General features: G+C 71.9%; 19 protein-coding genes. 8 read left to right on the top strand and 11 right to left on the bottom strand.

Annotated features, from left to right (window positions below; genetic code table 11):
* Nucleotides 1-129: 129 nt before the first annotated feature.
* The 8 genes from NHL53_RS14080 to mvk form a co-directional block, all read right to left on the bottom strand.
* Nucleotides 130-1,137, bottom strand: coding sequence for a DUF4349 domain-containing protein (locus NHL53_RS14080; RefSeq protein ID WP_433777520.1), 1,008 nt, complete (start codon nucleotides 1,135-1,137; stop codon nucleotides 130-132).
* Nucleotides 1,134-1,685: an RNA polymerase sigma factor gene (locus tag NHL53_RS14075; RefSeq protein WP_433777519.1), complete on the bottom strand. Its 552-nt coding sequence runs from the start codon at nucleotides 1,683-1,685 to the stop codon at nucleotides 1,134-1,136. The genes NHL53_RS14080 and NHL53_RS14075 overlap by 4 nt, the downstream gene beginning before the upstream one ends.
* Nucleotides 1,686-1,912: 227 nt before the next feature.
* Nucleotides 1,913-3,073 carry a hydroxymethylglutaryl-CoA synthase gene (locus NHL53_RS14070; RefSeq protein WP_433777518.1) on the bottom strand — a complete coding sequence of 387 codons (1,161 nt, stop codon included), beginning with the start codon at nucleotides 3,071-3,073 and terminating at the stop codon, nucleotides 1,913-1,915.
* Complete coding sequence (locus NHL53_RS14065; RefSeq protein ID WP_433777517.1) at nucleotides 3,070-4,125, bottom strand: hydroxymethylglutaryl-CoA reductase; 1,056 nt, start codon at nucleotides 4,123-4,125, stop codon at nucleotides 3,070-3,072. Before NHL53_RS14065 ends, NHL53_RS14070 begins: the two co-directional genes overlap by 4 nt.
* Nucleotides 4,122-5,246 (bottom strand): type 2 isopentenyl-diphosphate Delta-isomerase, encoded by a 1,125-nt coding sequence (gene fni / locus NHL53_RS14060; RefSeq protein ID WP_433777516.1) that lies wholly within the window; start codon nucleotides 5,244-5,246, stop codon nucleotides 4,122-4,124. The genes NHL53_RS14065 and fni overlap by 4 nt, the downstream gene beginning before the upstream one ends.
* Nucleotides 5,236-6,330, bottom strand: coding sequence for a phosphomevalonate kinase (locus NHL53_RS14055; protein ID WP_433777515.1), 1,095 nt, complete (start codon nucleotides 6,328-6,330; stop codon nucleotides 5,236-5,238). Before NHL53_RS14055 ends, fni begins: the two co-directional genes overlap by 11 nt.
* A complete protein-coding gene (gene mvaD / locus NHL53_RS14050; RefSeq protein WP_433777514.1) occupies nucleotides 6,327-7,295 on the bottom strand; it encodes a diphosphomevalonate/mevalonate 3,5-bisphosphate decarboxylase family protein in 969 nt (322 codons plus the stop codon). Before mvaD ends, NHL53_RS14055 begins: the two co-directional genes overlap by 4 nt.
* Entirely contained in the window at nucleotides 7,292-8,248 is a 957-nt protein-coding gene (gene mvk / locus NHL53_RS14045; RefSeq protein WP_433777513.1) for a mevalonate kinase family protein, read from the bottom strand. Before mvk ends, mvaD begins: the two co-directional genes overlap by 4 nt.
* 195 nt (nucleotides 8,249-8,443) lie before the next feature.
* On the opposite strand from mvk, the gene rplK reads away from it, so the two are divergent.
* On the top strand, nucleotides 8,444-8,875 hold the full coding sequence (gene rplK, locus NHL53_RS14040) for a 50S ribosomal protein L11 (protein ID WP_433777524.1): 432 nt from the start codon (nucleotides 8,444-8,446) through the stop codon (nucleotides 8,873-8,875).
* 11 nt (nucleotides 8,876-8,886) lie between these two features.
* A complete protein-coding gene (rplA, locus tag NHL53_RS14035; protein ID WP_433777523.1) occupies nucleotides 8,887-9,582 on the top strand; it encodes a 50S ribosomal protein L1 in 696 nt (231 codons plus the stop codon).
* Between the two features lie 166 nt (nucleotides 9,583-9,748).
* Here the strand turns inward: rplA and NHL53_RS14030 are convergent, their stop codons facing one another.
* The 3 genes from NHL53_RS14030 to NHL53_RS14020 form a co-directional block, all read right to left on the bottom strand.
* Nucleotides 9,749-10,024 carry an acylphosphatase gene (locus tag NHL53_RS14030; RefSeq protein ID WP_433777512.1) on the bottom strand — a complete coding sequence of 92 codons (276 nt, stop codon included), beginning with the start codon at nucleotides 10,022-10,024 and terminating at the stop codon, nucleotides 9,749-9,751.
* Between the two features lie 25 nt (nucleotides 10,025-10,049).
* Nucleotides 10,050-10,553 (bottom strand): MarR family winged helix-turn-helix transcriptional regulator, encoded by a 504-nt coding sequence (locus NHL53_RS14025; RefSeq protein ID WP_433777511.1) that lies wholly within the window; start codon nucleotides 10,551-10,553, stop codon nucleotides 10,050-10,052.
* A gap of 107 nt (nucleotides 10,554-10,660) precedes the next feature.
* Complete coding sequence (locus NHL53_RS14020) at nucleotides 10,661-12,331, bottom strand: DHA2 family efflux MFS transporter permease subunit (protein ID WP_433777522.1); 1,671 nt, start codon at nucleotides 12,329-12,331, stop codon at nucleotides 10,661-10,663.
* Between the two features lie 228 nt (nucleotides 12,332-12,559).
* Between NHL53_RS14020 and NHL53_RS14015 the strand changes: the two genes are divergently transcribed.
* The 6 genes from NHL53_RS14015 to NHL53_RS13990 all read left to right on the top strand — a co-directional run bounded on the left by NHL53_RS14015 (nucleotide 12,560) and on the right by NHL53_RS13990 (nucleotide 18,370).
* The gene (locus NHL53_RS14015) at nucleotides 12,560-13,240 is read left to right on the top strand and encodes a YqaJ viral recombinase family protein (protein ID WP_433777510.1); all 681 of its coding nucleotides are present in this window, start codon (nucleotides 12,560-12,562) and stop codon (nucleotides 13,238-13,240) included.
* 242 nt (nucleotides 13,241-13,482) lie between these two features.
* Nucleotides 13,483-14,004 (top strand): 50S ribosomal protein L10, encoded by a 522-nt coding sequence (gene rplJ, locus NHL53_RS14010; RefSeq protein ID WP_433777509.1) that lies wholly within the window; start codon nucleotides 13,483-13,485, stop codon nucleotides 14,002-14,004.
* 51 nt (nucleotides 14,005-14,055) lie between these two features.
* Nucleotides 14,056-14,442 (top strand): ribosomal protein bL12, encoded by a 387-nt coding sequence (gene rplL, locus NHL53_RS14005; protein WP_433777507.1) that lies wholly within the window; start codon nucleotides 14,056-14,058, stop codon nucleotides 14,440-14,442.
* A 340-nt stretch (nucleotides 14,443-14,782) separates the two neighbouring features.
* Nucleotides 14,783-16,102, top strand: coding sequence for an ABC transporter substrate-binding protein (locus NHL53_RS14000; RefSeq protein ID WP_433777506.1), 1,320 nt, complete (start codon nucleotides 14,783-14,785; stop codon nucleotides 16,100-16,102).
* Between the two features lie 13 nt (nucleotides 16,103-16,115).
* Complete coding sequence (locus NHL53_RS13995; protein WP_433777505.1) at nucleotides 16,116-17,489, top strand: carbohydrate ABC transporter permease; 1,374 nt, start codon at nucleotides 16,116-16,118, stop codon at nucleotides 17,487-17,489.
* On the top strand, nucleotides 17,486-18,370 hold the full coding sequence (locus tag NHL53_RS13990) for a carbohydrate ABC transporter permease (protein ID WP_433777504.1): 885 nt from the start codon (nucleotides 17,486-17,488) through the stop codon (nucleotides 18,368-18,370). The genes NHL53_RS13995 and NHL53_RS13990 overlap by 4 nt, the downstream gene beginning before the upstream one ends.
* Nucleotides 18,371-18,533 lie beyond the last annotated feature (163 nt).

Below are 18,533 nucleotides of genomic sequence, written 5' to 3'. Positions count from 1 at the left end.
CCGGCTCGCGCCGTAGACCTTCACGAGCCCTGTGGCCGCCTCTTCTCGCGTCAGGAGACGAAGAGCGCCCCCGCGGATCGGAGATCTCCGCGAGGGCGCTCTTCGTCTCGAGGCCGTGCCCGTCCGGCGTCAGGACGCGTCGCGCGCGTCGGAGCGGCGGGCGCGACGGCGGCGACGGATCCGCCGGACCGCGAACACGACGATCCCGATGACGACGGCCCAGGGGGCCGCGAAGGCGATCACGACGACGATGCTGCCGGCCGAGGCGACGAAGCTCTTCCATGTCGCCTCCCACAGGGCGGCGAGACCCTCCGGCGGCCCGTCGTCGTCGGATCCAGGCGTCACGAGGAGCACGCTGAGCTGCGACATCGCGACCTGCTCGTCGAGCGATGCGAGCTGCCGCTCGTACGACTCGAGCTCGGCCTGCCGGTCGGTGAGGGCGATCTCCGCGTCGAGGAGCGCGCCGACCGAGTCGGCGGACGACATCAGCTCGGTGAGCCGCTCGACCGACGCCTTCGTGGCGTCGACCCGCGCCCGCAGGTCGATCGCCTCGGCGGTCACGTCGTCGGCGGACGTCTCGGAGCTGCGCACGTCGCCGATCTCGCCGAGCTCGTCCATCGTGGCGAGGAGGTCCTCGGCTGGCACGCGCACGACGATCCGGCCCTCGGTCGCCTGCCCGTCGTCCGACCGCGAGGTGCTGCTCATGCTCTCGATGTACCCGTCGCGGTCCTCCACGGCGCCGCGCAGGGTCGCGAGCGCGCTGTCGACGTCGTCGACCCGCACCGTCGCCTGCCCGCTCTGCACGATCTCGCGCTCGACGGCCGAGACGGCGCCGTCGTGCTCGGCCGGGGCGGACGACTCGGCGACGCCGGCCTCGGGCGCGCTGTCCGGGACCGCGTAGTCGGCCGAGGTCGAGCCGACCAGCGAGGGCCCGAACCCGCCGGAGACGATCGGCGGCACGACCGCGCCGAGCGCGAAGGCCGCGGCGACGCCGCCGGCGACGAGCCAGCCGCGTCCCTTCCGCCGGGTCCGGGGCGCCTCGCGGGGCTCGGAGGCGATGCGCGTCATCACGGCGCGCTCGATGCGATCGACGCTCTCGTCGGGCAGGGGCGGGAGGTCGGTGGGGGTGTGGGTCATGATCCGCTCTCTTCCGGGATGGCGCCGCGCAGTCTCGTGCGCAGGCGTGAGAGACGATTGCGAACGGAGCCGTGGGCGATCCCGATCTCCTCGGCGGCGGCGCGGTAGCCGTAGCCCTCGGTGACGCACAGGCGGAAGATGTCGCGGTCGACCTCGCCGAGGGAGGCGACCTCCGCGAGGATGCGCTCGGCGAGGTCGCTCGCGATGACCTGCTGCTCCACGCTCACGGCGGAGGGGATCGGATCCTCGTGCGCCGTCTGGTGATCGCGGTCGCGGCGGATCCGTCGGAGGCGGTTCGCCGCCTGGAACCGGCAGATGGTGGCGAGCCAGGGCAGGAGGGAGTCTCCCTCGAGGGCGAGGTCGGGCAGCCGCCGCCACGCGACGACGAACGTCTCCTGGGCGACGTCCTCGGCGTCGGGCGGGCTGCCGACGATGCCGTGGGCGATCCAGAAGACCGGTCGCACGTAGGCGCGGTAGAGCTGCCGGAAGGCGCTCTCGTCTCCTGCGGTGGCCGCGCTGACGAGCGCCGCGTCTGATGTCATCTCCATGTCGCTTCCGTTCGGTGTCTCTCATGGAGGAGGTGTCAGGTCGCGCCCGATCGTCTCAGAAAATCTTCCGCCGCGTCGGATCCGGGCCATTCCCCGACGGCCGAGCGACGGCCCCCACGGCTCGCGAGCGGCGCAGAAATGCGCGAGCGGCGCAGATATCCGGTCGAATATCTGCGCCGCTCGGGAACATCTGCGCCGCTCGCGAGCCTGGGCGGGCGGCGGGCTCGTCAGCGCGTCTCGGTGCGCTCGTACTGCCGGGCGCGGCCCCTGAGCCCCGCGAAGCGGAAGGGGGCCCTGGTCACGCGGGGCGTCTCGCTGTCCTCGTCGCTGGGCGAGACCGCGGCGTGCAGCGCGCGGTAGTCGGCGAGCGAGATCGGCTCGCGGGCCTCCAGCTCGGCCGCGACGGCGCCCGGGCGCAGGTGGTCGGCGTAGCCGGGGCGCACGACGCCCGTGAAGAACTCGCCGATCGCGCCGGACCCGTAGCTGAAGAACCCGATGCGCCGGCCGGCGAGATCCGCGTCTCCGTCGAGCAGGGCCGCGAGGCCCGCGTAGATCGACGCCGTGTAGGCGTTGCCGATCTCGCGGTTGTAGGCGAACGTCGCCTCCTGCATCGCGTCGTCGAGATCGGCGCCCGTGTGGCGCGCGAGGCGCGCGAGCGCCTTCCTCGCCATCTTCGTGAAGGGCTGGTGGGCGCAGAACCGGTCGATCTCGTCGATCGGAGCGCCGCCGCGGGCCCGGAAGTCGTCCCACGCCCCGGTCAGCGCGTCGAGGTACGCCTTCATCGAGAGGCCGCCGTCGACGACCGCGGTCGTGCGGTCGTTGGGCCGCCAGAAGTCGTCCACGTCGGCCGCGTTGAGGCCCGAGACGGGCTCGATCTCGACGAGCGCGGGATCCGCCGTCACGAGCATCGCGACCGCGCCGGCGCCCTGCGTGGGCTCGCCGGGGGAGTCCAGGTCGTAGCGCGCGACGTCGCTCGCGATCACGAGCGCCCGCTCGCCGGGAGCGCGCGCGACGAGCGCGACCGCGGCCTGCAGCGCGGCGGTCGCCCCGTAGCAGGCCTGCTTGATCTCGACGACGCGGGCGCGCGGATCGAGCCCGAGCAGCCCGTGCGCGAACATGCCGCCGGACTTCGACTGGTCGATGCCCGACTCCGTCGCGAAGAAGACGGTGCGGATCCCGTCGCGTCCGTGCCGCTCGAGGATCGGCAGGGCGGCCGAGGCTCCCATCGTGACGATGTCCTCGTCGGCGGACGGCAGGCTGAAGCGATCCTGGCCGAGCCCCACGCGGTACTTCGCCGGATCGACGTCGGCGGCGGTGGCGAGGTCGCCGAGGTCGACGACGTGGTGCGCGGTCGCGAGCGACAGGTCGTGGATTCCGATGGCGGTCATGCGGCACCTCCCTGCGCGCGGCGCTCGAGGGCGACGTGCGCGGCCATGAGCTCTCCGGGGTTCGTCTGGGCGGCGAGCAGCGACAGCTCTCCGCACAGCACGGTCGCGGCGGTCAGCGCGGCGAGGCGGCGGGCGTTCGCGCCCGGCTCGCGCTCCTCGCGGCAGCCCAGGCGCTCGAGCGCCTCGTCGACGTGCGGCAGGTCCTTGCCGTTGCCGACGGTGCCGACGATGAGGTTCGGCAGCGAGCACGAGAAGTACAGCCCCTCGTCGCGCGCCTCCGCATAGGTGATGCCCTGCGAGCCCTCGACGATGTTGGCGGCGTCCTGGCCCGTGGCGAGGTAGATGCCGAGCAGCATATTCGCGTAGTGGGCGTTCGCGGAGCGGAGCGCGCCGGCGATCGTGCTGCCGACGAGGTTCTTGCGCACCACGAGATCGGTGACCTGCGAGGCGGTCGTGCGCAGCTGCGCCGTGACGACGTCGTGCGGGATGAGGATGTCGGCGACGACGCGGCGGCCGCGCCCCAGCACGCCGTTGACGCCCGTGGCCTTCTTGTCGGAGCAGAAGTTGCCAGACACGGATCCGTAGCGCAGCCCGAGACCCCACGACAGGATCCGCTCGAGGAGCGCGTCGGCGGCCTGCGTCACCATGTTGTGGCCCGACGCGTCGCCCGTCGTGAGGGCGAAGCGCACGAACAGCATGTCGCCGACGATCTCGTCGTGCAGCTCCTCGAGGCGCGCGAAGCGGCTCTGACCCGCGACGACCTCGCGCAGCTCCTCGAGGCGCGCGCGGATCGCGAGCGACGCCCGGTGGGCGCCCGCCGCGTCGTCGGCGATGAGCAGCACGGAGCGGCTCATGCGCTCCGAGACGACGGTCGCGCGGATCCCGCCCTCGATGAGGCGCGACACCCGCGCACCCCGGCCCACGGACGGCCACAGGGGCGTCTCGTAGGTCGCGAGCGGCACGGAGATCTCGCCGTCGACGGCGTTGCCGCTCACGCGGATGGGCCCGACCCAGCGGGTGGGGATCGGGGTCGCAGGTCGTGCGCTGGTCACATCGTCCTCCTCGGGGCCGGGCCCTCGCCCGGTGCGGTGGATGGGGGAAGGGGATCCGCGCGGCGGGCGAAGGCGCCCGCGTCGATTCCCCGGAGGTCGCAGAACTCGCGCACGCGGCCGCGCAGCAGCAGGTCGGTGCGAGCGAGGTCGGAGGGAGAGGCCGCGCCGAGCAGCGCGAGCACGCCGCGCAGGCGCACGATCCAGTCGTGCGCGGCGGCGACCGCGGTCTCCGCGTCGCCCTCGAGCGCCGTGCGCAGGAAGGCGCCTGCGACGCCCGCGGCGCGCGCGCCGAGGGCGAGGGAGCGCGCGACGTCGAGCGGGCCGCGCACGCCGCCGGAGGCGAGCAGCTGCGGGCCGGACGCCGGCGCGTCGAGGAGGCAGGCGACGGCCGACTGGCCGTACCCGGCGAGCTGCGAGAACCCGCCGCCCGCGCGCCGCGCGTTCTCGATCGCGGCGAAGTCGGTTCCGCCGGATCCCGACACGTCGGCGATCGTCGCGCCCATGTCGGCGAGGCGGGCGAGCGTGCGGCGGCTGAGGCCGAACCCGACCTCCTTGACGATCACGGGCACGGGGGAGGCGGCGATGACGGCCTCGACCGCGGCGGGCCACGACGAGAAGTCGCGGGATCCCTCCGGCATCACGGTCTCCTGCACGGGGTTGACGTGCAGCTGCAGCGCGTCGGCGCCGAGCAGGTCGACCGCGCGGCGGGCGTCGTCGGGGCCGCGGCCCGCGCCGATGTTCGCCATCACGAAGCCGTCGGGGTTCTCCTCGCGGATCACGCGGAAGCCGCCCGCCGCGGCCGGGTCGTCGAGGGCGATGCCGACGGATCCGGACGCCAGGGGGATCCCCGTCTCGCGGGCCGCGATCGCGAGGGCCCTGTTGACGCGCTCGGCCGTCTCGGTGCCGCCCGTCATGCCGTTGAGGTAGAGGGGGACGGGCCAGGTCCAGGGGCCGACGCGGGTCGCGAGCGACACGCGCTGCTCGTCGACGCCGTCGAGCGCGTGATGCAGGAACTCGACGTCGTCGAAGTCGTTGCGGGCGGGCGGGGCGGCGGCCTGCTCGGCGGCGAGCCGCAGGTGGTCGTCCTTGCGGCTCGCGCTGAGGGAGGGCTCAGGCGTCATCGTCGTCTCCCTCGGGAGGCTGCACGTGCACGTCGAGGCGGCGGATCCCGTGGGCCTCCCACTCGACGAGCAGGTCGGCGAGGTCGGCGTCCGCGGGGGCGAGCACCACGCCGCAGTCGCCGCCTCCCGCGCCCGAGGGCTTGCCGGCCGCGCCGTGGCGCTCCGCGATGTCGCAGAGCGCGCGCAGCTCGTCGGTCTCGATCGTGATGCCGCTGATCTCGCCGAGGCGCTGCAGCAGGCGGCGGGCGCGGCAGACGACGCCGAGGGCGGCGGCCTGGTCGTCGCGGCGCAGCGCGTCGACGAGCGCGTCGACCCGCTCGCGGCTGGCGCCGACGAAGTCGCCGTAGGAGGTGGCGGCCGTTCCTCCGCCGCCGTGGCGCACGCCGTCGACGAGCCGCTCGGTGGAGGCGGGGGATCCCGTCCAGCCGACGAGCAGGCGCATCGACGCGGGGGCCGGGAGGCGCTCGATGGAGCTCGGGTCCCACCCGCCGCTCGCGAGGGCCTCCGTCACGGTGCCGGCCTCGAGGTCGGCGCGCAGCGCCGCCCGGTCGGGTGCGGCGTACCGGATCCACCCGCCGAACGTCGACGCGGCGACGTCGCCGCCGGAGGCGGTCGGCGCGATGCGGATCGTCGCGAGGAGCGCGATGCGGAACCGCTCGTCGCGGGTCAGGCCGAGCTCGTAGAAGGCGTCGAGGGCGGCGACGACGGCGACCGTGACGGCCGCGGACGACCCGAGGCCGAACTTGCGCCCGTGCGCGTCGTCGAGCTCGCTGGAGATGCGGATGTCGTAGAAGCGCGGCTCGAGGCCCCGCTCGTCGCGCAGGCGCTCGAGCACCTCGAGGGCGCTCATGACGTAGTCGGACGGGCGGTGCTCGAGCACGATCCCGCCCGCGTCGCGATCGCGGGTCCAGACGAGCGGCAGCGCGCCGTACTCGGGGGAGTGGATGTGACCCGCTCCGCTGCCGGGGGTCAGCTCGACGGTGAGGAAGCGGTCGACGGCGATGAGCACGGCGGGCTCGCCGGGCTCGACGACCGCGTACTCGCCGGCGACGAAGAGCTTGCCCGGCGCGCGCGTGGTGATCATGCGACCGCCTCGTCGACGAGGTGCGCCCCCGGCCCGGGGCCGGCGATGAGCGTCTCGCCGAACGGCGCGAGGGCGCGGGCGACGCGCTCGGCGTCGTCCGGGCGCGTGATCGCGACGACGTTGGGGCCGGCGTCGGCGGTGGCGTACGCCTCGATCCCCTCGCCGCGCAGGCGCTCGATCTCCTCGAACACGGCGGTGCCGCGCGAGCCGAGGTAGCGGATGGGCGGGTCGGCCGACTGGATCACGGCGTGCATCCGCAGGGCGTGCGACTCGGCGATGCGGCCCAGGCGCGTGAAGTCGTCGTCGCGGCAGGCGGCCTCCGCGGCCTCGAGGGTCTCGGCGGTCGACGAGACCCACGCGTCGTAGAACGGCGAGGTGAGGGCCGTCAGGCGCATGCCCTCGCGGCTCGACAGCGGCTTCGCGGCGCGATCCACGGTGACGACGACCATCCGGATGTCGGGGCCGGCGATCGGCTCGGCGACCGAGGTGGCGTCGTCCTCGCCCGCCCGCCACACGGCGAGGCCCGGCGCGATCGACCGCGACGCGGAGCCGGATCCCCGCCGCGCGAGCGCGCTGAGCGCGCGGGCGTCGAGGTCGAGGCCGTACGCCGCGGCCGCGGCGGTCGCGAGGGCCGCGAACCCGGAGGCCGACGAGGCGAGGCCGGCGCCCGTGGGCGCGACGTTGTGCGAGCGCACCCGCGTGAAGACGTCGGATCCGGCGCGCTCGCGCACGAGGGCGAGCAGGCGCTCGACGCGCGCCAGCTGCACGGGGGTCGCCGCGGATCCGTTCAGCTCGAGCGCGTCGCGCGTCGCCTGCGGATCGAGCTCGACCGTCGTGGTGGTGGGGAGCACGTCGAGCGTGAGCGAGAGGCTGCCCGCGGCGGGCAGCATGAGCTGCTCGTCGCGCTTGCCCCAGTACTTCACGAGGGCGATGTTGGGATGGGCGCGCGCGGTCGCGACGGTCATGCGGTGGCTCCGATCGTGGTCATCCAGGTCTGCGTCGCACCGGCCTGGCGCAGCGCGGCGGCGATCTCGAGGGCGTCCCCAGATGAGGATGCCAGGGCCAGCGCGCATCCGCCCTGTCCGGCGCCCGTGAGCTTCGCCCCGGGCGAGCCGGCGGCGCGCGCGGCGTCGACGAGCGCGTCGAGCTCCGGGGAGCTCACGCCGAGCGCCGAGAGCTGATCGTGCGCCTCGCCCATCCGCGCGCCGAGCCCGGCGACGTCGCCCGCGGCGAGGTCGCCGGCGGCGCGCTCGGCGAGGTCCGCGAGGCGCGCGATGCGGGCGTCGACGGCGTCCGTCTCCTCGGCGCGCAGCCGCGCGACGGAGCCGACGGCGATGCCGGTGGACCCGGCGACGCCGGTGTCGGCGATGACGAGGGAGAACGGCGCTCCGACGGCGAGCGGGGCGGCCTCGCCGCCGCGGAAGAGCACGGGGCCGTCGGCCGCGACGGCGCGCGCGTCGATCCCGCTCGGGGATCCGTGGGCGACGGTCTCGGCCTCCTGGGCGAGGGCGTGCACGAGGTCGTCGCCGGGCTGGGCGCCGGCGGCCGCCGCGGCGGCGCGCACGACGGCGACGGCGACGGCCGCGCTGGATCCGAGGCCCCGCGTGGGCGGCACGGCGCTGTCGATCGCGAGCTCCGAGGGCCCGTCGGGGGCGCCGAAGCGGCGCTCGGCGGTCTGCCACGCGGTCAGCACGGGGATCAGCTCGCGGGGCGCCTCCGAGACCGGCCCGCGGAACAGCGCGGTCGCGAGGCGCGGCGCGTCGGACGGGGCGAGACGGGCCTCGACGGCCAGCGCGCGCACGGGGAACGCGATCGCGGGCGCGCCGTACACGGCGGAGTGCTCGCCGATCAGGATCGATTTCGCGTGCGCGCGACCGACGGCCGGGAGGGCGCGCGTCACCTCGGTGTCAGGAAGCATAGGTGTCGCCAAGGTACCGCGCGTGCCCGAGAAGATGCCGTCTGCGAGCGGAGCCTCCGCTGGTGATCCCCAGCTTTCTTCGGCATAATGGTGTGGTTTGCGCGTGAGAACGCGCGAGCGCACACCGCATCCCCCTTCTCGGAGATGTGGGAGAGCGCGCGCACACGGCGCCCGCTCGACGAAAGGACAGGGAACATGGCACCCAAGAAGAAGGTGACGGGGCTCATCAAGCTCCAGATCCAGGCCGGCCAGGCCAACCCGGCGCCGCCGATCGGACCGGCTCTCGGTCAGCACGGCGTCAACATCATGGAGTTCTGCAAGGCGTACAACGCCGCGACCGAGCAGCAGCGCGGCAACGTCGTCCCCGTGGAGATCACCGTCTACGAGGACCGCAGCTTCACGTTCGTGCTGAAGACGCCCCCGGCGGCCGAGCTCATCAAGAAGGCGGCCGGCGTCAAGAGCGGCTCCGGCACCCCGCACACCGTCAAGGTCGGCAAGATCACCAAGGCCCAGGTCGAGGAGATCGCCACCACGAAGAAGGCGGACCTCAACGCGAACGACCTCGAGGCCGCGTCGAAGATCATCGCCGGCACCGCCCGCTCCATGGGCATCACGGTCGAGGGCTGAGGGGGAGAACGATAATGGCAAAGTCCAAGGTTTACGCCGCCGCGGCCGCGAAGGTCGAGGAGGGCAAGTTCTACACGCCCGCCGAGGCCGTCGCCCTCGCCAAGGAGACCGGCTCGAAGAAGTTCGACTCGACCGTCGAGGTCGCGCTGAAGCTCGCGGTCGACCCGCGCAAGGCCGACCAGATGGTGCGCGGCACCGTCATGCTGCCGCACGGCACCGGCAAGACCGCCAAGGTCATCGTCTTCGCGAACGGCGCCGCGGCTGAGGCCGCCATCGCCGCGGGCGCGGACGAGGTCGGCGGCGCCGAGCTCATCCAGAGGGTGGCCGACGGCTGGACCGACTTCGACGCGGCCGTCGCCGTGCCGGAGCTCATGGGCCAGGTCGGTCGTCTGGGCAAGGTGCTGGGCCCCCGCGGCCTCATGCCGAACCCCAAGACGGGCACCGTCACGCCGAACCCGGCCAAGGCCGTCGAGGACATCAAGGGCGGAAAGATCGACTTCCGCGTCGACAAGCACGCCAACCTCCACTTCATCGTGGGCAAGGCCTCCTTCGACGCCGCGAAGCTCGAGGAGAACATCCAGGCCGCCCTCGACGAGGTCGTCCGACTGAAGCCGGCCAGCGCGAAGGGCCGCTACGTCCAGAAGGGCGCCGTGTCGACCACGTTCGGCCCGGGCATCCCGCTCGACGTGAACGTGCTCTCCGCCTGAGACGCGTCTCGCACGAAGGCCCCGTCCGCATCTGCGGGCGGGGCCTTCGCCGTCTCCGGACGTCATCCGTCTCGCTCCCGAACGGCGCAGCTGCTCGCGAGAGGCGCAGGGACCCCGCCCCGGATCCGCGCTGTTCGCGAAGGTCTGCGCCGCTCGCGAGCCGGGATCAGGCCGACGGGCGCACCTCGAAGCCGCGGGAGGCGTCGGGGGTTCGCTCCTCGACGCGCAGCTCGGCCACGCGCGCGAGGGGAGGGCCCTGCCGCAGCCAGGAGATGAGCTCCTCGATCGACTCCGCGTCGCCCTGCGCGTCGATCTCGACGCGGTCAGCGCCGACGTTGCGCACCCATCCGGCGAGGCCGAGTCGCTCGGCGTCGCGCTGCGCGGAGACGCGGTAGCCCACGCCCTGGACGCGTCCCGTCGCGATCGCCCGGATCCTCCTCATGCGAGGGAGGATACGCGCTCGGCGCTCAGTCGTCCGCCTCGTCGTCGTCGCGTCGGGTCAGCTCGTCGAGCAGGACGCCCAGGGTCCGCAGATCCTCGAGCGACCAGCCGGAGACCCGGCGGTAGAGCGTGTGCCGGGGCGACGGGCGCACGTCGGCGAGGCGCCTGGCGCCCTCCTCGGTCACGCTGATCGCGAGCACGCGGCCGTCGGAGGGGTCGGGCGTGCGCTCGACCAGGCCGTTCTCCTCGAGGTAGCGGATGCCGCGGCTGACCTGCGCCTTGTCCATCTCGAGCACGTCGCCGAGCCGGGAGGCCGTGACGGGGGCCTCGCGCGCGATCGCCCAGAACATCTTGTAGGTCGCGGGATGCATGCCGGGCGCGATGCGGTCGGCCTGCTCCTTCACGAGGCGGCGGAACTGCGCGAACACGGAGCTGAGCCCCGCCTCCACGGAGCGGATCGCCTCGATCCGCTCGTCGTCGGTCGGCTCGTGCGAGCAGGTCGCGGGGGGCGTCGGGGAGGAGTCGCTCATCCTCTCGGTCCCTCTCGGTCGGGCGGTCGCGCCGGAGCGGCGCCGACCTCCAGGATAGGCCGCGCCGCCCGCGGAACCCGCGGGCGGCGCGGCCATCGCCCCGTCGCTCACCGCGCGGAGCCCTCGCCCTCCGCGTCGGAGCGCTTCCCGGCGTCGATCACGGGGATCCCGCCGGTGGCGGCGACGGCGGTGCGCGCGATGGTCTCCTCGGCGTCCTCCGTCTCCTCGCCGCGGGTGCGGCGCTTCTCCTCGAGCCGCTCGATCGTCGTCTGGCGGGTGAGGGACGCGTTCGGGAGGAACGCGATCGCGATGAGGCTGAGCACCGCGACGGGGACGCCCACGAGGAAGGCGTGGGAGATGGCCTGCGCGGAGACGTCCTCGATGATGACGGCGAGGGCCTGCGGCATGTCGCGCGTCGTGGGCAGGGTGCCGGAGGCGAGCTGCTCGGCGACCTCGGCGCCGCGGGCTCCGAGCGACGCGACGACCTGTCCGATCTCGCCCATGCGGTCGGAGATCTGCTGGGACATGCTCGTGGCGAGCACGGATCCCATCACCGCGACGCCCGTCGTGCCGCCGACGGAGCGGAAGAAGTTCACGCCGGAGGAGGACACGCCCATCTGCGCGGGATCGGCGGCGTTCTGCACGACGAGCACGAGGTTCTGCATCGTCATGCCGGTTCCCGCGCCGAGCAGGAACATGTAGACGCCGACGAGCCAGAGCGACGTGTCGTACTGCAGGGTCGACAGGAGGCCGGTTCCCGCGATCATGAGGATCGCGCCCGTGACGAGGAACGCCTTCCAGCGCCCGGTGCGGGTGACGAGCGCGCCGATGATCGCGGACGCGCCGAGCATGCCGGCCGCCATGGGGATCGTGAGCAGCCCGGCCTCGGTCGGCCCGTAGCCGCGCGAGATCTGCATGTACTGCGCGAGGTAGACCGACGTGCCGAACATCGAGATGCCGATCGAGATCGACGCGAGCACGGCGAGGGTGAAGGTGCGGTCGCGGAAGAGCGAGAGGGGGATGAGCGGCTCGGCCGACTTCGCCTCGACGACGATGAACAGCGCGGTCGCGACGAGGGCGACGCCGACCATGAGCGCGGTCTCCCCGCTGATCCAGCCGTAGTCGGAGACGTTGGTGATCCAGATGAGGAGGAAGCTCGTCGCGACGCTCAGCAGCATGATGCCGAGGTAGTCGATCCGCACGCGGCCCGTGCGCTCCTGCGAGATGTGCAGGGTCTTCATGAGCACGATGAACGCGATGATGCCGAGCGGCACGCCCACGTAGAAGTTCCAGCGCCATCCGACGGTGTCGGTCAGCAGGCCGCCGAGCAGCGGTCCGCCGACCGTGCCGATCGCCATGATCCCGGCGAACAGGCCCATGTAGCGGCCGCGCTCGCGGGGGCTGATGATGTCGGCCATCAGCACCTGGCTGAGGGCCTGGAGGCCGCCCCCGCCGATGCCCTGGAGGGCGCGGAAGACGATGAGCATCTCGGCGGTCTGCGACAGGCCGGCGCCGGCGCTCGCGAGCACGAAGACGACGAGCGCGATGAGCATGAGCGTCTTGCGGTTGAGCAGGTCGGCGAGCTTGCCCCAGATGGGGGTCGAGATCGCGGTCGTGAGCAGCGTGATCGTCACGACCCACGTGTAGGAGGTCTGCGTGCCGCCGAGCTCGGGGACGATGATCGGCAGCGAGGTGCCGACGACCGTCATGGAGATCATCGAGCAGAACATCGCGAGGAGCAGGCCGGAGAGGGCCTCGAGCACCTGGCGGCGCGACATGCGCGTGGAGACGGTGGTGGTTGCGGGAGCCACGTACGTCCTTTCCGAGGAGAAGAGAGGTGAGAGCGGCGCGGCGTCATCGGCGCGAGAAAGTTGAGAGAAATCAACGATACGGCAGATGGTTGACCTGCGGCAACCATTCCGGGGGATCCCTGGCGCACGTTCAGGAATCGCCGGTCCGAGCGTCGCGCCGCGGGCTCCGAGCGAGGCGGGTCTATGGTCGAGGGGATGCTGTCGCCTGAGCTGGAAGCCCGTATCGTCGCCGATTCCCGAGATCGCGTGGCGTGGATGCGCGCGCGCTCGCAGGGCATCACGGCGACCGACGTGGCGGGGCTGTCGACGCCGGCCTCGATCCTCCGGGCCGCCCAGCAGAAGCTGCGCCCGTCGGGCTTCTCGGGTAACGCCTACACCGACCACGGCCGCCGGCGCGAGCCCCTCATCGCGGAGTGGGTCGAGAAGGAGCACGGGATCCACCCCTCGACCGCGCTCTTCTGCGCCGAGGTCGAGAAGCGGCACCTCGCGACGCCCGACGGCATCCTGCAGGACGCCGAGGGGCGGATCGTCCTCGCCGAGATCAAGACGACGAACAAGTCGTGGCGATCGATCCCGCGCGGGTATCTGCGCCAGGTGTGGTGGCAACAGCACGTCGTCGGGGCGGAGCGCACGCTCTTCGCGTGGGAGGAGCATCGCGACTTCCGTCCGCTGCACGATCAGCCCGTATGCGTGTGGATCGACCGCGACGACGCCGAGATCGACAAGCTCGTGCACCTCGCGACCGCCCTCATTGACGAGCTCTACCGCATGACGACCGGGCAGAAGATCCCGCAGGGCGACCTCAGTCCTCGCGAGCAGGCGATGCTCCGCGACGCGACGGCCGACGCCTATCGCGCCCTGGCCCTCATCGACTGATCCGCGCGATTGGCGGATCCGCCGATCCTGTCGTATGCTGGGGGAAGCCGAAGACCGCCGGTCGGTGGTGCGCCCTGGGCGCATCCATCCGAAGCACTGCTGACGCAGGGGCCCGCGCAGGTGTGCAGAACTTCTCCCGATCGGGAAACGAGCTCCGTGCGCTTGCGCCGGAGCTTTCGTCATGTGTGGGCGGGGCACGGTCGGCCCCCACGTCCCGTGGGGTGCCTCGTACGTATCAAGGAGTGGCCATGGCGCAGAAGGAAGCATCGGTCGCCGAGCTCACGAACAAGTTCGAGAGCTCGACCGCCGTTCTGCTCACCGAGTACCGCGGCCTGACGGTGGGGGAGCTCAAGGAGCTCCGCGACGCCATCCGTCAGGATGCGGAATACGCCGTGGTGAAGAACACGCTGACCAAGATCGCCGCGAACGCCGCGGGGATCGACGCGCTCGACGCCGACCTCGCCGGTCCGTCGGCGATCGCGTTCGTGCACGGCGACCCCGTCGCCGTCGCGAAGGGTCTGCGCACCTTCGCCAAGGCACACCCTCTTCTCGTGATCAAGGGCGGTTACTTCGACGGTAACCCGCTCTCCGCCGAGGAGGTCGACAAGCTCGCCGACCTCGAGAGCCGTGAGGTCCTGCTGTCCAAGGTGGCAGGAATGATGAAGGCCTCGATGTCCAAGGCTGCCGCCCTGTTCCAGGCGCCGCTTTCGAAGACCGTCCGCACGGTCGAGGCGCTGCGCGAGAAGACGGAGAACGCGGCCTGATCGGCTCGCGTTTCGAACCCACACTGACCCCGAAAACACAGGAGATACATCATGGCGAAGCTCAGCACTGAAGAGCTGCTCAGCGCGTTCGAGGAGCTCACGCTCATCGAGCTCAGCGAGTTCGTGAAGGCGTTCGAGGAGAAGTTCGACGTCACCGCCGCGGCCCCCGCCGCCGTCGCCGTCGCGGGTGCGCCCGCCGCCGGTGCCGCCGAGGCCGAGGAGGAGAAGACGGAGTTCGACGTCATCCTCGAGGCCGCTGGCGACAAGAAGATCCAGGTCATCAAGGTCGTCCGCGAGCTCACCTCGCTCGGCCTCGGCGACGCGAAGGGTCTCGTCGACGGCGCCCCCAAGCCCGTGCTCGAGGGCGCGGCCAAGGAGGCCGCCGAGGACGCGAAGGCGAAGCTCGAGGGCGCCGGCGCGACCGTCACCCTCAAGTGATCGCGGGCTCCTAGGAGCCGCTTTCCCGCGAAGGCCCCGGACCATCGGTCCGGGGCCTTCGTCGTCCCCGGGGCCGGCCTGCCTCCGGATCCCGACGGCTCGCGAGCGGCGCAGAAATTCGCGAGCGGCGCAGATATCCGACCGGATCTCTGCGCCGCTCGCGAATATCCGCGCCACTCGCGAGGACGGGGTGCGAGGAGAGGGGATCCGCGGGTCACGATCCGGACACGCCGAGTGGATCCGCGCCGTCGCCGTGAATAAGCTGAGAGAACGGCGCACCGAGCAACGGCGCTCGGCGCGTCGGCCCGCAGGTCACACGTCCCAGCAGGGGAGAACCACAATGACGTCTCACCGTTCACGCCGCGCCCTCGTGGGCGTCGCCTCGTTCTCGATCGTGGGTCTCGCGCTCGCCGGATGCTCGTCCGACTCGGGCGGCGGCGGAGGAGGCGACGCCGACGTCGAGATCGAGGGCGACTTCAGCGGCGAGACGCTCAGCGTCGCCGCCACCTGGTCCGGCGGCGAGCAGGCCAACTTCGAGAAGGTGCTCGCCGCGTTCGAGGAGGCGACCGGCGCGAAGGTCGAGTACACGAGCTTCGGCGACAACGGCGCCACCTACCTCCAGGGCCAGATCGAGGGCGGCACGCCCCCGAGCGTCGCGATCATCGGCCAGCCCGCGCTCATGCAGCAGCTCGCGACCGACGGCCACCTCGCGCCGCTGTCCGAGGAGACTCTGGCGACGGTCGAGGAGAACTACTCGCAGGACTGGGTCGACCTCGGCACCGTCGACGGCGACACCTACGGCGTCTGGTTCAAGGCCGCCAACAAGTCGACCGTCTGGTACAACGCCGACATCTACGACGAGGCGGGCGCGAGCGAGCCCGAGACGTGGGAGGAGTTCCTCGAGCAGCTCCAGATCGTCTCCGACGCGGGCTATGCAGGCATCGCGGTCGGCGCCGACGTGGGCTGGCCCCTCACCGACTGGTTCGAGAACGTCTACCTCCGTGTCGCCGGCGGCGAGAAGTACGACCAGCTGACGAACCACGAGATCCCCTGGACCGACGACTCCGTGCGCGACACCCTCGAGGTGCTCGCCGAGCTCTTCGGCAGCGACGTCCTGCTGCCGGGCGGCGACCAGCTCGGGTTCCCCGAGAGCGTGAGCGCCGTGTTCGGCGCCGAGCCCGAGGCGGGCACCGTCTACGAGGGTGACTTCGTGGCCGGCAACATCGCCGAGCTCGGCACGTCGACCGTCGGCGAGAACGCGCTGCTCTACGACTTCCCGTCGGTCGACGGCTCCGAGCCCGCGGTCGTCGGCGGCGGCGACGTGGCGGTCTCGTTCGACGACGGCGAGGCGGCGGACGCCCTCATGCGCTTCCTCGCGAGCCCCGAGGCGGCCGAGGTCTGGATCCCCTCGGGCGGCCTCACCTCGCCGAACCAGGGCGTCGACACCTCGATCTACCCCGACGACATCTCGCGTCAGATCGCCGAGTCGCTCACCGAGGCCGAGACGTTCCGCTTCGACATGTCCGACCTCACGCCGAGCGCCTTCGGCGGCACCCCCGGCCAGGGCTTCTGGCAGGAGATGATCTCCTTCTACCAGAACCCCGACGACGTCGAGGGCGCCATGGAGCGCCTCGAGGCCGCCGCGTCCGACGCCTACTGATCGGAGGGCGCGCATGTCCACCCTGCAGGCGCGCCAGCCGCACGACCGCACGTCGGCCATCCCCGGCACCGGGAAGCATCCCGGCAGCCGGGGAGGCTGGCGCAAGTGGGCGATCCTCGCCGGATTCCTCAGCCCCGCGATCGTGTTCCTGGGCGCGTTCGTCGTCTATCCGATCGTCTACACGCTCGTCCGGTCGTTCTTCTCGGCGCGGGGCGGCGAGTTCGTCGGCTTCGACAACTACGTGGCGATGTTCACGAGCGAGTCGACCTTCACGGCGATCCGCAACAACGTCATCTGGGTGATCGTCGCGCCCGCGGCGTGCACCGTCCTCGGCCTGATCTTCGCGGTGCTGCTCGAGAAGCTGCGCTGGAAGACGGCGTTTCGCCTCATCATCTTCATGCCGATGGCGATCTCGATGCTCGCCGCCGGCGTCATCTTCCGCTCGATCTTCGACGCCAACCCCGACCGCGGCGTGGTCAACGCGGTGGTCGTGGGCGCGCAGAGCGCGTTCGGCGAGAGCGCGAGCTACCCGGGAGCGAAGCCGCGCCCCGATCTCGGCCTGACGCAGGACGGCGGGATCATCGCGACCGACGAGACGGTGTCGCCCGGAAGCATGCAGGACTTCGCGCTCACGGGCGTGCGCCAGGACAACCTGCCCGACGACGCCGAGCAGGCCTCGGCAGCCGACGAGCCGAACGGCTCGCAGATCGCCGGCACCGTCTTCCTCGACGTCATCCGCGGCGGGGGAGGGACGAACGGCGAGATCGAGGACGGCAAGAGCGGCCTCCCCGGCGTGCGCGTCGACGCCGTCGCCCCCGACGGATCCATCCACGGCTTCGCGACGACGGGCGCCGACGGCACCTACGTGATCGAGGAGGGCCTCGACCCGTCCGAGAGCTACACGATCGCGCTTCCGGCGGCGAACTTCGACGAGGGCGCGCAGGGCGTGGACTGGCTGGGCGCGTCGCTCATCAACGTCGTCGTGATCCTCTCCTACATCTGGATCTGGGCGGGCTTCGCGATGGTGATGATCGCGTCCGGCCTCTCGGCGATGGACCGCTCGCTGCAGGAGGCGGCGCGCATGGACGGCGCCAGCGAGTGGAAGGTGTTCACGCGCATCACCGCGCCGCTGCTCGCACCCGTGCTCGTCGTCGTGTTCGTCACCCTCATCATCAACGTGCTGAAGATCTTCGACCTCGTGTACGTGATCCCGCCCGGCGCCTCGAAGCCGGCGGCGAACGTCATCGCCGTCGAGATGTGGACGGTCTCGTTCGGCGGCGGCAACAACCAGGGGCTCGGATCCGCGCTCGCGATCCTCCTGCTGATCCTCGTGCTGCCGAGCATGATCATCAACGTGCGCCGATTCCGACAGGAGCGTCGAGGATGAGCGGGTCGGCCCTGGGAGTGGTGCGCGGGAAGCGCACCCTCGCGCAGCGCATCGCGGGCGCGCTGAGCAGCACGATCGTCAACGTCGTGCTGCTCGTCGTCGCCGTGTTCTGGCTCGTGCCCAGCGTGGGCCTCTTCCTCACGTCGCTGCGCAGCTCGAGCGACAACGCCGACTCGGGTTGGTGGACCGTGCTGACGGCGCCCGCGCAGCTGACGCTGGAGAACTACGCGAACCTGCTGCAGAACCCGACGATCACCGGATCCCTGTGGAACACGATCGTCATCGCGGTGCCGACGACGATCCTCGTCGTCCTCATCGGGTCGCTCGCGGGCTACGCGTTCGCGTGGATGGAGTTCCCTGGCCGCGACTGGCTGCTGATCGTCGTCATCATCCTGCTCGCGGTGCCGCTGCAGGTGGCGATCATCCCGCTCGCTCGTCTCTTCGGGGCGCTCGGGATATTCGGATCCGTCCTGGGCGTGATCCTGTTCCACACCGCGTTCGGCCTGCCGTTCGCGATCTTCCTCCTGCGCAACTTCTTCACGCAGGTGCCGGGGGAGCTGATCGAGGCGGCCCGCATCGACGGCGCGGGAGAGTGGCGCGTGTTCGGCCAGGTCATGCTCCCGCTGGCGCTCCCGGCGATCGCGTCGCTCGCGATCTTCCAGTTCCTGTGGACGTGGAACGACATGCTCGTGGCGCTGATCTTCACCGATTCGGGATCGATGCCGCTGACGGTGGCGATCCAGTCGCAGCTGCGGCAGTTCGGCTCCAACATCGACGTGCTCTCCGCGGGCGCGTTCCTGTCGATGATCGTGCCGCTCATCGTGTTCTTCGCCTTCCAGCGGTACTTCGTGCAGGCGATGCTCGCGGGGTCGCAGAAGTAGCACGGACGCGCCGAGTCGCCGGGAGAACGCGATGCGAGAGGGCGTTCTCCCGGCGCTTCGGCGAGCGGGCCGCTGATCCGCTTCCGGTGGGGTCCGTTGCGCGGATCGGGGTCCTGCTTGTGCATATTGGATCTCCCGCTGCGCGGTGTCGGATCCGCGGACG

The sequence above is a fragment of the Microbacterium sp. gxy059 genome, from assembly GCF_050958665.1.
GTDB lineage: Bacteria > Actinomycetota > Actinomycetes > Actinomycetales > Microbacteriaceae > Microbacterium.
This window is presented reverse-complemented; position numbering and strand designations above follow the sequence as displayed.

Bases quoted from the DNA above. Each gene is read 5' to 3' on its own strand.
- rplL (WP_433777507.1), top strand. From the start codon at position 14,056: ATGGCGAAGCTCAGCACTGAAGAGCTGCTCAGCGCGTTCGAGGAGCTC.
- NHL53_RS14020 (WP_433777522.1), bottom strand. From the start codon at position 12,331: ATGTCGCGCCGCCAGGTGCTCGAGGCCCTCTCCGGCCTGCTCCTCGCG.
- NHL53_RS14015 (WP_433777510.1), top strand. From the start codon at position 12,560: ATGCTGTCGCCTGAGCTGGAAGCCCGTATCGTCGCCGATTCCCGAGAT.
- mvk (WP_433777513.1), bottom strand. From the start codon at position 8,248: ATGCTTCCTGACACCGAGGTGACGCGCGCCCTCCCGGCCGTCGGTCGC.
- NHL53_RS14000 (WP_433777506.1), top strand. From the start codon at position 14,783: ATGACGTCTCACCGTTCACGCCGCGCCCTCGTGGGCGTCGCCTCGTTC.
- NHL53_RS14075 (WP_433777519.1), bottom strand. From the start codon at position 1,685: ATGGAGATGACATCAGACGCGGCGCTCGTCAGCGCGGCCACCGCAGGA.
- NHL53_RS14080 (WP_433777520.1), bottom strand. From the start codon at position 1,137: ATGACCCACACCCCCACCGACCTCCCGCCCCTGCCCGACGAGAGCGTC.
- NHL53_RS14025 (WP_433777511.1), bottom strand. From the start codon at position 10,553: ATGAGCGACTCCTCCCCGACGCCCCCCGCGACCTGCTCGCACGAGCCG.
- NHL53_RS13995 (WP_433777505.1), top strand. From the start codon at position 16,116: ATGTCCACCCTGCAGGCGCGCCAGCCGCACGACCGCACGTCGGCCATC.
- rplK (WP_433777524.1), top strand. From the start codon at position 8,444: ATGGCACCCAAGAAGAAGGTGACGGGGCTCATCAAGCTCCAGATCCAG.
- NHL53_RS14055 (WP_433777515.1), bottom strand. From the start codon at position 6,330: ATGATCACCACGCGCGCGCCGGGCAAGCTCTTCGTCGCCGGCGAGTAC.
- mvaD (WP_433777514.1), bottom strand. From the start codon at position 7,295: ATGACCGTCGCGACCGCGCGCGCCCATCCCAACATCGCCCTCGTGAAG.
- NHL53_RS14030 (WP_433777512.1), bottom strand. From the start codon at position 10,024: ATGAGGAGGATCCGGGCGATCGCGACGGGACGCGTCCAGGGCGTGGGC.
- NHL53_RS14070 (WP_433777518.1), bottom strand. From the start codon at position 3,073: ATGACCGCCATCGGAATCCACGACCTGTCGCTCGCGACCGCGCACCAC.
- NHL53_RS13990 (WP_433777504.1), top strand. From the start codon at position 17,486: ATGAGCGGGTCGGCCCTGGGAGTGGTGCGCGGGAAGCGCACCCTCGCG.
- fni (WP_433777516.1), bottom strand. From the start codon at position 5,246: ATGACGCCTGAGCCCTCCCTCAGCGCGAGCCGCAAGGACGACCACCTG.